General features: G+C 59.4%; 9 protein-coding genes. 3 read left to right on the plus strand and 6 right to left on the minus strand.

Going from position 1 to position 13,181, the window contains the following annotated elements; translation table 11 throughout:
- The first annotated feature begins 187 nt into the window (after positions 1-187).
- Entirely contained in the window at positions 188-2,272 is a 2,085-nt protein-coding gene (locus ACQUTG_RS00690; protein ID WP_428917565.1) for an EAL domain-containing protein, read from the plus strand.
- A gap of 51 nt (positions 2,273-2,323) precedes the next feature.
- Here ACQUTG_RS00690 and serB read toward each other — a convergent pair whose 3' ends face one another.
- The gene (serB, locus tag ACQUTG_RS00695; RefSeq protein WP_428917566.1) at positions 2,324-3,556 is read right to left on the minus strand and encodes a phosphoserine phosphatase SerB; all 1,233 of its coding nucleotides are present in this window, start codon (positions 3,554-3,556) and stop codon (positions 2,324-2,326) included.
- Complete coding sequence (gene parC, locus ACQUTG_RS00700) at positions 3,549-5,843, minus strand: DNA topoisomerase IV subunit A (protein WP_428917567.1); 2,295 nt, start codon at positions 5,841-5,843, stop codon at positions 3,549-3,551. The genes serB and parC overlap by 8 nt, the downstream gene beginning before the upstream one ends.
- Before the next feature lie 255 nt (positions 5,844-6,098).
- Between parC and ACQUTG_RS00705 the strand changes: the two genes are divergently transcribed.
- Entirely contained in the window at positions 6,099-6,347 is a 249-nt protein-coding gene (locus ACQUTG_RS00705) for a hypothetical protein (protein WP_428917568.1), read from the plus strand.
- A 91-nt stretch (positions 6,348-6,438) separates the two neighbouring features.
- Here ACQUTG_RS00705 and ACQUTG_RS00710 read toward each other — a convergent pair whose 3' ends face one another.
- Together ACQUTG_RS00710 and ACQUTG_RS00715 are read right to left on the minus strand one after the other, a co-directional pair.
- Complete coding sequence (locus ACQUTG_RS00710) at positions 6,439-7,023, minus strand: YceI family protein (RefSeq protein ID WP_428917569.1); 585 nt, start codon at positions 7,021-7,023, stop codon at positions 6,439-6,441.
- A 66-nt stretch (positions 7,024-7,089) separates the two neighbouring features.
- Positions 7,090-7,635: a cytochrome b gene (locus ACQUTG_RS00715; RefSeq protein WP_428917570.1), complete on the minus strand. Its 546-nt coding sequence runs from the start codon at positions 7,633-7,635 to the stop codon at positions 7,090-7,092.
- Between the two features lie 439 nt (positions 7,636-8,074).
- Here ACQUTG_RS00715 and ACQUTG_RS00720 point away from each other — a divergent pair, with 439 nt between their 5' ends.
- Positions 8,075-9,370 carry an EAL domain-containing protein gene (locus tag ACQUTG_RS00720; RefSeq protein WP_428917571.1) on the plus strand — a complete coding sequence of 432 codons (1,296 nt, stop codon included), beginning with the start codon at positions 8,075-8,077 and terminating at the stop codon, positions 9,368-9,370.
- On the opposite strand, the gene ACQUTG_RS00725 is transcribed toward ACQUTG_RS00720, so the two are convergent.
- On the minus strand, positions 9,357-11,132 hold the full coding sequence (locus ACQUTG_RS00725; protein ID WP_428917572.1) for an SLC13 family permease: 1,776 nt from the start codon (positions 11,130-11,132) through the stop codon (positions 9,357-9,359). The genes ACQUTG_RS00720 and ACQUTG_RS00725 overlap by 14 nt on opposite strands.
- A 95-nt stretch (positions 11,133-11,227) precedes the next feature.
- Entirely contained in the window at positions 11,228-13,123 is a 1,896-nt protein-coding gene (gene parE / locus ACQUTG_RS00730) for a DNA topoisomerase IV subunit B (protein WP_428917573.1), read from the minus strand.
- Positions 13,124-13,181: the final 58 nt, after the last annotated feature.

Genomic DNA, 13,181 nt, shown 5'->3' on the forward strand with positions numbered 1-13,181 from the left:
CGCAGGTAGCGAACTGGCCAAACAGAGGGTTGTTATTACCCCCTATCCCCTGCATCATTCTGCATAAGTGACAGACCGGCCTCTGACTCTCGGCAAGCAGTTTTCCTCAAGGCGCTGTTTTACAAGCAGATCTTAACGCTGCCCCCGGAGCCGGCTCCGCAAACGAGTAGCACGAGACGTCTTACGAATGCAGAAAAAGAACGCCACAGTACACCTGCTGATTCTTGATCCATCTCAAAATGATGCCGAATCACTGGTCAGCCTGCTGAGGAATTCCGGGAAGGCCACACGAGCCCATCGCATCACCTCGGAGGAAGATCTTGAAGAGGTTTTGAAAACCGGCAATTGGGATCTTTTACTGGCGCGGGATGTAGACGACGAATTCAGTGCCGACGAGGCCCTGGCGATGGTACGCAGGATGGACAAGGACATTCCGTTCATCCTGCTGATGGCCGAAGAAAGCCGGGAGCGGAAAGTTGGCATCATGAAGGCCGGCGCACAGGATGCAGTGCCCTTCAACTACGCGGACCAGCTGGTGCTGACGGTCAACCGCGAGATTTCCGCCCTGGATGAGCGCCGGCGCCGGCGCGTGCTGGAATCCCATCTCCGTGAAGCAGAACAACGCTGCCAGCTGCTGCTGGAAAGCTCCAAGGACGCCATTGCCTACATCAATGACGGCATGCACATCTATGCCAACCAGTCCTACATGGACTTCCTTGGCTATGACGATATCGATGACCTGATCTGCATCCCTGTCCTGGATACACTGACGCCGGAAAGTCAGGAAAGGTACAAGGAATTCATGAAGAGCTTCGCCGATAAGGGCGAGGACGGCATGACTCTCAACTGCACGGCACAACGCAGCGATGATCAGGAACTGAAGGTCACCATGACCGTGTCGTCTGCCACCTACGATGGCGAAGCCTGTACCCAGATTGTGCTCCAGCCCGAACACAGCGATGCCGAGCTGGAAGAAAAGCTCCGCCAGATCAGCAGCCAGGATCTTCTCACCGGCCTCTATAACCGGCAGTACCTGATGGATGCGCTGTCTGAAGCCGTCGCCCGTGCCGGCAAGGACAACCAGACCGGCGCTCTCGCCTATATCGCCCTGGACAACTTCATCACCATGAAGGGTCAGGTGGGCATTGCCGGGGCCGACCTGCTCCTGGGCGACCTGGCGGCATTACTGAAGGAAACCGCCGGAGAAGACGTCACTCTGGCACGACTGAGCGATGACGCCTTCTGCATGATGTCCCTGCCCTGTGACGAGAAAACCATGGCCGAGCATGCTGAACGGGTTCGAAAGGCCATTGAGGACAACCTGTTCGACATCAATGGCAGAACCGTGCCGATGACCGTCAGTATCGGTGTGGCGGCTATTACCGAGAACTCGCCCAAGGCCGAAGAACTGCTTGGCCGTGCCCACACGGCCTCGTCCGATGTCAAAAAGCAGGACGGCCACGCCCAGGGCAATGGTGTAGTGGTCTACAACCCGGCAGACTATGAGACCCTGGATTCCAGCAATTCCGTGGAAGCTATCCAGAAAGCCCTCGAGGACAACAGCTTCCGACTCCTGTTCCAGCCGATCATCAACCTCCGGGGCGAGGGTGAGGAGCATTACGAAGCCTTCGTGCGCCTGCTCGACAAGGACGGCCAGGAAGTCTCGCCCTACGACTTCCTTCCGCCTGTAGGCCCCAACGAGACCGCGATCAAGATCGATCGCTGGGTGATCCTGAACACGATAAAGCAGCTGGCCAACCACCGCTCCCACGGCCATGACACCCGCCTGTTCGTCAATATCACGGCGGAGACCCTTCAGGACAAGACCTTCACTCCCTGGCTGAGTGTGGCTCTGAAGGCAGCAAGGCTTCCCGGTGATGTCCTGATCTTCCAGGTCCGTGAAGGTGATGCCAACAACTTCATGAAACAGGCGAAGGAGTTTTCCCGTTCGGTGCATGAGCTGCACTGCAAGGTGTCCATCTCCCAGTTCGGCTGCGCGCTGAATCCGTTCAACACCTTCAAGCACGTGGATGCGGATTATGTGAAGCTCGACGGCTCCTTTACGGAAGAAATCCAGAAGAGTGACGACGCCAAGGCCCAGCTGAAGGAAATGGTGAAGACCCTCCAGAATTCCGGCAAGCTCTCCATCATTCCGCTCGTGGAGAACGCCAGCATCCTGGCCACACTCTGGCAGGCCGGCGTGAACTACATCCAGGGCTACTATCTACAGGCCCCGACCTCGGAGATGAACTACGATTTCGGCGAGGGCTGAAAACCGACAAGGGCGCCATTCGGCGCCCTTTTTTTTTCAGCTTACCTGCCCTCAGAACTCCGAATCCTGCAACGTCTCACTGGTTTCCCGCTCCCTGAAGCCAATCAGATACAGAATCGCGTCCAGGCCAAGAGTCGAAATCGAGTGGCGGGCCGACTCCTTCACCAGCGGCTTGGCCCGAAAAGCCACCCCGAGGCCCGCCTGGCTCAGCATGGGCAGGTCGTTGGCACCATCCCCGACAGCGATCACCTGCTCCCGGGAAATGTGTTCTTTCCCGGCAATCTCCAGCAACAGCTCCGCCTTGCGCTTGCCGTCCACAATCTGCCCGGCGACCCTTCCGGTCACCTTGCCGTCCTCGATTTCCAGCTCGTTGGCATAGATGTAATCGATCCCCAGCTTACGCTGGAGGTGGCGCGCGAAATACGTGAAGCCGCCGGACAGGATCGCCGTGCGGTACCCGAGGGCCTTGAGGCTTCGGATCAGATGTTCGGCCCCTTCGGTCATGCGCAAGCGGGCGGCGATCCCCTCCAGCACCGATTCATCCAGCCCTTTGAGCAGCGCCAGACGCTCGGCAAAGCTTTGACTGAAGTCCAGCTCCCCCTGCATGGCCCGCTCGGTGATCTCCGCCACCTGGGCCCCCACGCCGGCCTCCAGTGCCAGCTCGTCGATCACCTCGGCTTCGATCAGGGTGGAATCCATGTCGAACACAACCAGACGCCGGTTACGCCGGAAGATGGAGTCCTCCTGGAAGGCAATGTCCACGTTCATCTCGCCGGCAATCTGCAGGAAATCCGCCCGCAGCTGTTCCAGATCGGATGGCGTGCCGCGCACCGAGAACTCGACACAGGCAATACGGTTTTCAGAAGGGTTCAGCGAGGGCCGGCCAGACAACCGGCTGATATTGTCGATATTCAGTCCGTGACGTGCGGTTATCGCAGACACCTGGGCAATCTGTTCTGCCTTGATGTCGCGGGCCAGCAGGGTGACGATGTAGCACGCCCGGTTCCGGCCGGCGGCCCAGGCCTGATATTCCTTCTCGGTGATCGGGGCGAAGTGGACCTGCAGGTCCAGGGCATGGAGGCGGAACAGCAGGTCCCGAATCACTGGTGAGGACTTGGACTCGTCCGGAATCTCGATCAGGATGCCCCAGGTCAGGTGATCGTGGATCACGGCCTGGCCGATATCCAGGATCCGCACATTGTAGCGACCCATGATACCGGTAATCTCGGAGGTCAGCCCCGGCTTGTCGCGGCCGGAGACATTAATCAGTACCAGTTCACTCACTGTCGGAGCTCTCCTCTTGTCCGGCCCGCGCAGCCGAAGGAATCACGTCAATGGCATCAACCCGCTGCAAGCCCCGGGGCAGCTTGTGCCCGCGCCGGCCACGCTCGCCGAGGTAATGCTCGAGGTCACTGAACTGCAGCCCCATCTTGCGCTTGCCCGCCCGAATCTCGAGCTGGTCATCCTCGGCAAACACCGCCACCGCCACGACGAATTCCTCCCGGTTCTGAACTCTCGCCGAGGGGATACTGATAATCTTGTTACCCTTGCCCTTGGCCAGTTCCGGCAACTCGTTCAGGGGGAATACCAGCATCCGCCCCTCGTTGGAAATGGCGGCGAGGTAAAGGGTCTTGTCCGCCTTCGGCACCATCACCGGCGGCATGATCTTCGCGCCCTTTGGCACCGACACAACCGCCTTGCCATTGCGGTTCTTGCTGATCATGTCCTGCAGCGAGGTAACAAAACCATAACCACCGTCGGTGACCAGCAGGGCCTTGCTGGCCGGCTCACCCATCAGCAGTCCGGCAAATGAGGCGCCGGAAGGCGGATTGATCCGGCCCGTCAAGGGCTCGCCCTGCCCTCGGGCCGAGGGCAGGGAATGCGCCATCAGGGCGTAGGCCCGGCCGGTGGAATCCAGGAAGATCGCCTGCTGGTTGTTGCGGCCGCGGGCAGCCAGTGCAAAACGATCACCGGCCTTGTAGCTCAGGCCCTCGGGCTCGATATCATGGCCCTTGGCCGCGCGCACCCAGCCCTTTTCAGAGAGCACCACGGTCACCGGATCGTTGGAGACCAGATCCACCTCGCTGAACGCCCGGGCTTCCTCCCGTTCCACGATCGGCGAGCGACGATCATCTCCGAAGGTCTCGGCGTCCTGCTGCAGTTCGGTCTTGATCAGTTCCCGGAGGCGGTCTTCGGAGCCCAGTATCGCCTGCAGCTCGTCCCGCTCGGCGGACAATTCATCCTGCTCGCCCCGGATTTTCATTTCTTCGAGTTTTGCCAGATGGCGCAGTTTCAGCTCGAGAATCGCTTCGGCCTGCTCCGGCGACAGCCCGAACCGGGCAATCAGCTCGTCCTTGGGCTTGTCCTCGTAGCGGATAATCTCGATCACTTCGTCGATGTTCAGGTAGGCAACCAGCAGACCCTCGAGGATGTGCAGCCGGGCCAACACCTTGTCCAGGCGGTGCTGGAGACGGCGTGTCACGGTGGTACGGCGGAAAGCCAGCCACTCGGTCAGGATCTCGTGCAGCCCCTTCACCCCCGGGCGGCCATCGTTACCGATGACGTTGATATTGACCCGATAGGTCTTCTCCAGATCGGTGCTGGCAAACAGGTGCGCCATCAGCCCGTCCAGGTCGACGCGGTTTGAGCGCGGCACAATCACCAGCCGGGTCGGATTTTCGTGATCGGACTCATCCCGCAGGTCCGCCACCATGGGCAGTTTCTTGGTCTGCATCTGCTGGGCAATCTGCTCCAACACCCGGTTGCCGGACACCTGGTGCGGGAGGTCTGTCACCACCACTTCACCATTTTCCCGGATCCAGCGGGCACGCATGCGCAAGGAACCACGCCCCGTCTCATACATCTGGCGGATGTCCTTGCGTGGCGTGATGATCTCCGCCCGCGTGGGGAAATCCGGCCCCTTGATGTGCTCACACAGTTCGTCGACACCGGCCTCTGGTTTGTCCAGCAAGCGGATACAGGCAGCGGCCACCTCCCGGACGTTGTGTGGCGGAATATCAGTGGCCATCCCCACCGCGATCCCGGTGGTGCCGTTCAGCAACACGTGCGGCAAGCGCGCCGGCAGGACCGATGGCTCCTCCATGGTGCCGTCGAAGTTCGGCACCCAGTCCACCGTACCCTGACCCAGCTCGCTGAGGAGCACCTCCGCAAAGGGGGCCAGGCGCGACTCGGTGTAACGCATGGCAGCAAAGGACTTGGGATCATCCGGAGAACCCCAGTTGCCCTGTCCATCCACCAGCGGATAGCGGTAGGAGAAGGGCTGGGCCATCAGCACCATGGCCTCGTAACAGGCGCTGTCACCGTGTGGGTGGAACTTACCCAGGACATCACCGACGGTACGGGCGGATTTCTTGTACTTGGAGGTGGACTTGAGCCCGAGCTCCGACATGGCGTAGACAATCCGCCGCTGGACCGGCTTCAGTCCGTCCCCGACGTTGGGCAGCGCCCGGTCGAGGATGACGTACATGGAGTAATCGAGATAGGCCTTCTCCGTGTAATCCCTTAGCGAGACGCGCTCGAAGCCTTCATCGGTGGTCTGAAATTCTGGCATGGATGCCCCTTTTGCCTGAATTGCCTGTTGTTTGGAATGGCTGTGATGCTACTCTCCGCGGCCCCGAATTACACGGAGCCGAGGAAGAAGGCACATTATATGGACGCAGGGGCAGATACACCAATCCGTTACTGATCCGGTGAGGGTATGCAAACGCCAATAGCGGAATTCCCGCATGGAGAGACTGTAAGGGTCGCCGTATTCTCACCAACAGTTAATGGAAGAAAGTTTCCACTCCCGAACAAGCGGAACACTATGAAACCCAACCTGAAAGCCTGCGGGCAAGCCATGGTGACAGCCATGGTCAATGCAGTACTGGCAGTAGCGCTGATGCTCCTGGTGGAGTTTGCAATCAGTGGGAGTTTCGCGGTACCGGAGCCCTACCTGTGGGCGGGCCTGCTGATCTGGCTGGTGATTTTTGCCGGTCAATTCTGGCGTCAACGCCACCTGTGCAAGAACTGCCCGTCATCCCGGGAATCTTCAGGCTCGGTCAGACCTAACTAACCACTGATTTCATTTGTTGAGTCAGAACTCAACGCAGGGTGGGACGGTTCCGGGCTGAGCCCGGAACCGGATCTGGCAGGGTCAGCCAGGATTACTGTCGAATCCCCTCGACAGAGATAATGATCTCAACGGTCTCGGCTGTGGGGCCAAGATCCATCGGGATACCAAAGTCCTTCAACCGCAGTTCGGTCTCCGCTTCAAAGCCCATGCGGTAGCCGCCCCAGGGGTCCTCACCGTGGCCGACCATCTCGGCATCCAGGGTAACTTCTTTCGTAACACCGCGCAGGGTCAGGTCACCGATGATGTCCGCTTCGCCATCCTCGTCCACGACCACACGCTTGCTGGTGAAAGACGCTTCGGGGTGCTCATCCACGTACAGGAAATCCTCACTGCGCAGATGCTTGTCACGCTCGGCGTGGTTGGAATCAACACTGGAGGTATCGATCGTGACGTTGACAGAGCTGTTTTCCGGGTTCTCGGCATCGTACACGAACTGACCATCAAAATCGTTGAAACGGCCATACAGCCAGCTGTAGCCGAGGTGGGAAATCTTGAAGGTGATGAACTGGTGGGTACCCTTGTTATCGAAGGCGTAGGTGCCACCGTGCCCGTCGGCCTGGACGGCACCACCGACCAACGCCATGGATACCGCGGATGCAAGCAATACTTTCTTCATGAATGGTTTCTCCCTTTTGATAAACCCGCCCGGTCATCGGGCGTCACTTCTGTCTTGCCTCGCCGCTCACTTACCGAGCATACGAAGCAGAGTCCGGTCACGATCAACAAAATGATGTTTCAATGCCGCGAGGGCATGAAGCCCGGCGAGTATTACAATCGCCCAGGTTGACCAGTAATGTATGGATCCGGCAACGTCCTCCATGCCCTTCACCTGGCCGGTAACCGAGGGTACCTCGAACCAGCCGAAGACACTGATGGACGAGCCGTCTGCCGTGGAAATCAGGTAACCACTGACCATTGCGACAAACAGCAGCGCGTATAGCAGGCCATGCGCCGCATGGGCGGCAAGCACTTCCAGGCGCTGGTGATCGGACAGGGGCAATGGTGGCGGATTGGTGAATCGCCAGATTACCCGGATAACCATGACCGCCAGCAACAGTATGCCCACACTACGGTGGATATCGGGCCCACGGCGGTACCAATCGTCGTAATAGGAAAGGTCCACCATCCAGTAACCAAGCGCAAACAGGCCGATTACGGCAGCCGCCACCAGCCAGTGGATGAAGATTGCTACGGAACCGTATCGTTCGGTGCTGTTTCGGAACTGCATTGCCTGGAGACCACTCCCTGTCCTTTGAATCAATGGGCCGAGTCTAGAAAGACCGGTTGAAGAATAAAATCAAAATGTTTTGCTGCCGATCATCAGAAATTCTGATCATCGCCCTCGCTCTATCCCTTTAGTCGTATACGGGTTCTACGGATTGTTCAAAATCATGACAAAGATAAACTTCTCACATACCTTTTCAATCAGCCGGGATGAATTCAGGAGAAACGTCATGGAACTCGAATTCGACGAAAGCGTTGTTGTTCCCAGCAACAACTGAGTAAAAGCGGTCTTCGGGCCGCTCTTTTCATTCGCTCATCCCGTCAATCTTCTCCAGAACACTAACGGATTCCCGTTTCTTCAGGGAAGTTATGGTAATGCCTGCATTTTTTTGGCAATCTCCGCCAAAGAATGCAGTCTCGAGCCATAACGACCCGAAGAAACCATGCCCCAACCATCGCCTCAGAAGTTCAGATCCCCCGAGCTTGATCAGCTCTCGTCCATGATCAACCAGGAAGGCGATGTCTGGACTGCGGAATTCCAGGGGCTGACCCTGAAAACCGCTCTCCAGCCTATCTACAGCGTTTCCCACAAACGAATCGTCGGGTACGAGGCGCTGATCCGGGCATTTGACACCAGGAATACCCAGATCCTGCCGGTGGACCTGTTCAAGCTGCCAGCCTCGGATTTCGAGAATCTCCTGCTGGACCGGCTTTGCCGCTACCTGCATATCCGTAACTACAGCGGCATCAAAGATGAACTGAACTGGCTGTTCCTCAACGTTTCACCCAAGGTGGCTACGGTTGGCAACCCGTCTGACTCCTTCTTTGGCCAGCTGCTGAAGAAAACCGGGCTGCCACCGCACCGAATCGTGATGGAAATCGTCGAACAACCCACGGACGATGCCGAGCGACTGCGGGAAACCGTGGCCTACTATCGGGAGCTCGGCTGCCTGACAGCCATTGATGACTTCGGAGCGGGCCACTCCAACTTCGAACGGATCTGGAACCTGTCACCGGACATCGTCAAGCTGGACCGGACCCTGCTGACACGGGCCACCGAGGACCCGAAGGCCCGGCAGATCCTCAACGGCATCGTCTCCCTGCTGCACCAGTCGGCGTGCCTGGTTTTACTGGAGGGCGTGGAAACCCGGAGTCAGGCGATGATCGCCATCGATGCCGGCGTGGACTTTGTCCAGGGCTTCTACTTCCGCAAGCCCAGTACCAAACTCAGTGGCCTGGAGGCATCGCCCGCCGATTTTGGTCAGTTACTGGACGAGTACAAACGGCATAATCCGGTAACCTTTGATCCGACGCAGCAGGTAGTGAACTTCTTCGAGTACTTCTTCCTGAGAGCCATCGACCGGATGTATTCCGGCGCCACCATGGCGGAAGCCTGTGCGGAAATGCTCAACCACCCGACGGTTTCCCGCTGCTATCTGGTGGATGCCAACGGCATACAGATAGATGCAACCCTGGTATCGAATGCCGGCACACGCAACCTTGACCCACGGTTCCGGCCTCTGGAAGACAGCAGCAGTGCCGACTGGTATCGACAGCAGTACCTCCGTCAGGCCCTCGCACAGCCGGAGAAACTACAGGTCACAGCACCTTACCTGTGTGTCACCGGTGCCTATATGTGCGTGACCCTGTCCCTGGGTTTCTACCAGAACGGGGAGCTCAGAGTGCTTTGCTGCGACATCCTGTCCAGCCCGATCGACCCTCGAGTCAGTACAGACTGATCCCGTAAACCACGGCAATCACTGCCACGGTTACCAGGCCGATAAACAGGTTCATCGGCAGCCCGACCCGCACGAAATCAGCAAATCGGTAGCCACCGGGGCCGAATACCATCATGTTGGTCTGATACCCGAGCGGTGTGGCAAAACTGGCAGATGCGGCCATCATGACCGCAATCACGAAAGGTTCGGCGGGTGCTCCCATGGCCGTGGTCATGGACAACACCACAGGTATCACCAGAACGGCCGCGGCGTTGTTGGTCACCATTTCGGTCAGAGTGGAGACTGCGAAGTAGACCAGCAGGATAGCCAGCAGGACGTGGCCATGGCTGAGCCCCAGGATGCCCTCGGCCAGGTAGCTGGCCGCGCCGGTTTCCTGCAGGGCCGCCCCCAGGGCGAATGAGGCGGCAATGGTAAGAACGACCGGGACATCTACCGATTTCTGGGCCTGCCCCACCGAGCAGCAACCGCTGAGAATCATCAACGCGGCCCCCAGCAGCGCGGCGTTGAGCATACTCATGATCCCGCAGGCCGCCAGCCCCACGAGAACCACCAGAATGCTCCAGGACACCCAGGCCCGGTCGTGGCGCGGCGTATCGGTATCCAGATCGTTGATCAGCAGGAAATCCTTGTTATAACGCTGCCGACTGACGAAGGCGGGGCGGGCTTCCAGCAACAGTACATCCCCGGGCTTGAGGCGGATATTGCCCAGATTGCCCGAGACCCGCTCGCCACCACGAGCCACCGCCAGCACCACGGCACCGTAGCGGTCCCGGAACCTGGCATCCCGGATGGTCAGCCCGAGCACATCCGACTGGGGCGACAGCACCGCTTCCACCAGCCGCCGCTCGGTCCGGTCCTTGCTCAGGGACGGCTCGTCCTCATGCACCGAGGGCACGATACCGTTGATCCGCAGCAGGTCGGAGATGGCCTGGGTATCCCCGGCAAAGACCAGCCGGTCGCCGCCGCGCAGGTGCTCTTCGGAGGGCACCGCCGTCACCACGCTGCCATTCCGTTCGATCTCCACCAGGTAAAGGCGCTCAAGCTCCCGGAGTCCGGCCTCGCCCACGGTCTTGCCCACCAGCGGCCCACCGTCGGAAACCGCCACTTCCAGGGTGAACTCCCGCATGGAACCGAATTTCTGCTGATCTTTCCGGTCCGGCAAAAACCGGGGCATGACCAGCAGCATCACCGTCAGGCCAATGACGGCCACCGGCAGGCCGACCATGGTAATGGAGAAAATGGAGAAACCGTCGCCGCCGGTCAGCTGCTGGTACTGGCCGTTCACCACCAGGTTGGTGCTGGTGCCGATCAGCGTCAGGGTGCCGCCTAGGATGGCGGAATAGCTCAGGGGAATCATTAGCTTGGAGGGTGAAATACCGATCTTGCGGGACCATGCATGCACCGCCGGAATCATGGTCGCCACCACCGGCGTGTTGTTCAGAAACCCACTGAGCAGGGACACCGGCAGGGCAATACGGGCCTGGGCGCTGCGGACGGTTTTGGGGGAGCGAAGCAGGTGGCGCACCAGTAGATCGACGCCGCCGGAGTGGTGGATGCCCGAGGCGACCACAAACAATGCCACCACGGTAATCAGGCCGGTGTTACTGAACCCGGCCAGGGCCTGTTCCGGGGAAATCAGGCCACTGACGCTCAACACCACCAGCACGCCCATCATGACCATGTGGGGCGCAAAGCGTCCTGAGCTCATCAGTAATAATGCCGCGCCGGACAGACCCAACGCGAACCAGCCCTGCCAGTCCATATCCGGTATTCCCCGTTATGAAAACTGGCAGCATAGCGACTATCTTGAATACTTAAAAAGAATAAAGCGCGATTTTTAAATCACTTAATGGAATATTAAACCGCAACGTCGGCCATATTGCCGTAGGTTTCCAGCCACGCACGGCGGTCCGAAGCCCGCTTCTTGCCAAGCAGCATGTCCATCCGTTCATCGGTCTGATCACCCTCCTCCAGCGTCAGCATGACCAGTCGGCGGGTGTCCGGTGCCATGGTGGTCTCACGCAGCTGCAGAGGGTTCATCTCGCCAAGGCCCTTGAACCGGGTGACCTGGATCTTGCCTTTGCGCTTCTCCGCCGCCAGGCGATCGATGATGCCCTGCTTCTCGTGCTCATCCAGGGCATAGAAAGTTTCCTTGCCCAGATCGACACGATACAACGGCGGCATGGCAACGAAGACGTGCCCGGCGGCAACGAGGGGCCGGAAGTGCTTCACGAACAGCGCACACAGCAAAGTGGCGATGTGCAGGCCGTCGGAGTCCGCGTCCGCCAGGATGCAGATCTTGTTATAGCGCAGGCCGGCTAGGTCGTCCGAACCCGGATCCACACCAATGGCGACAGCGATGTCGTGGACTTCCTGGGAGGCCAGGATCTCACCGGAATCCACTTCCCAGGTGTTGAGGATCTTGCCCCGCAGGGGCATCACCGCCTGGAACTCCCGGTCCCGCGCCTGCTTGGCGGAACCACCGGCGGAGTCCCCCTCCACCAGGAACAATTCGGATCGGGCAGTATCGCCACCGGAGCAGTCAGCAAGCTTGCCAGGCAGAGCCGGGCCGGACGTGACCTTCTTCCGGGCTACCTTCTTGCTTGCCCGCAAGCGGCGCTGGGCATTGTTGATGAACAATTCGGCCAGGGCTTCGGCCACATCGGTATGCTGGTTCAGCCACAGACTGAAGGCATCCTTCACCACCCCGGAGATAAAGGCCGCGGCCTCCCGGGAAGACAGACGCTCCTTGGTCTGCCCCGAGAACTGGGGCTCCTGCATCTTGAACGAGAGCACGTAGGCCACCCGTTCCCAGATATCTTCCGGCGACAGCTTAACGCCCCGCGGAAGCAGATTGCGGAACTCGCAGAACTCCCGCATGGCCTCGAGCAGACCGGTCCGAAGCCCGTTGACGTGGGTACCGCCCTGGGCGGTCGGGATCAGGTTGACATAACTTTCCATGACCGCCTCGCCGCCCTCCGGCAACCACTGGATGGCCCAGTCCACGGCCTCCTTATTACCGGAGAAACTCCCGGTGAACGGCTCCAGGGGAACGGCCTCGATGTCCGCCAGCGCGGTGCGCAGGTAATCCCTCAGGCCATCCTCATAAAACCATTCGTCCTTCTCCCCGGTTTTTTCCTGCAGGAAGGTGACGATCAGGCCCGGGCACAGAACTGCTTTGGCGCGGAGGTTGTGGCGCAGTCGACTGATGGAGAAGTTGGGGCTGTCAAAGTACTTTGGATCAGGCTTGAAGCGCAGCCGGGTGCCGGTATTGCGCTTACCGACAGTGTCGATCACCTCCAGCTCGGTGACTTTGTCGCCGTTTGCAAAAGTCATCCGGTGCAGCTGGCCGTCGCGCTTGATGGTCACTTCCAGCTCGGTGGACAAGGCATTGACCACCGAGACACCAACCCCGTGCAGACCGCCGGAAAAATTGTAGTTGCCCTGGGAGAACTTGCCGCCGGCGTGCAGCCGGGTCAGGATCAGCTCGACGCCCGAGAGCCCCTCTTCCTTATGGATATCCACCGGCATGCCACGACCGTCGTCCTCGACACTCAGGGAGCCGTCGCTGTGCAGGATGACATCAATGCGGCGGGAGTGACCGGCAAGGGCCTCGTCGACACTGTTATCGATGACTTCCTGGGCCAGGTGGTTCGGGCGCGAGGTGTCCGTGTACATACCCGGGCGCTTGCGCACCGGATCCAGACCGCTCAGGACTTCAATGGCGTCGGCGTTGTACTGTTGCTGGCTCATAGTCAGGAAGTGACTCCGCAATTGGTCAGAAAAGCTGAGCCATAGCTTAGGGATTCAA

The sequence above is a fragment of the Marinobacter sp. DUT-1 genome (genome assembly GCF_050379415.1).
In the GTDB taxonomy this organism is placed as follows: domain Bacteria; phylum Pseudomonadota; class Gammaproteobacteria; order Pseudomonadales; family Oleiphilaceae; genus Marinobacter.

Bases quoted from the DNA above. Each gene is read 5' to 3' on its own strand.
- ACQUTG_RS00690 (WP_428917565.1), top strand. From the start codon at position 188: ATGCAGAAAAAGAACGCCACAGTACACCTGCTGATTCTTGATCCATCT.
- parC (WP_428917567.1), bottom strand. From the start codon at position 5,843: ATGCCAGAATTTCAGACCACCGATGAAGGCTTCGAGCGCGTCTCGCTA.
- ACQUTG_RS00705 (WP_428917568.1), top strand. From the start codon at position 6,099: ATGAAACCCAACCTGAAAGCCTGCGGGCAAGCCATGGTGACAGCCATG.
- ACQUTG_RS00710 (WP_428917569.1), bottom strand. From the start codon at position 7,023: ATGAAGAAAGTATTGCTTGCATCCGCGGTATCCATGGCGTTGGTCGGT.
- ACQUTG_RS00715 (WP_428917570.1), bottom strand. From the start codon at position 7,635: ATGCAGTTCCGAAACAGCACCGAACGATACGGTTCCGTAGCAATCTTC.
- ACQUTG_RS00720 (WP_428917571.1), top strand. From the start codon at position 8,075: ATGCCCCAACCATCGCCTCAGAAGTTCAGATCCCCCGAGCTTGATCAG.
- ACQUTG_RS00725 (WP_428917572.1), bottom strand. From the start codon at position 11,132: ATGGACTGGCAGGGCTGGTTCGCGTTGGGTCTGTCCGGCGCGGCATTA.
- parE (WP_428917573.1), bottom strand. From the start codon at position 13,123: ATGAGCCAGCAACAGTACAACGCCGACGCCATTGAAGTCCTGAGCGGT.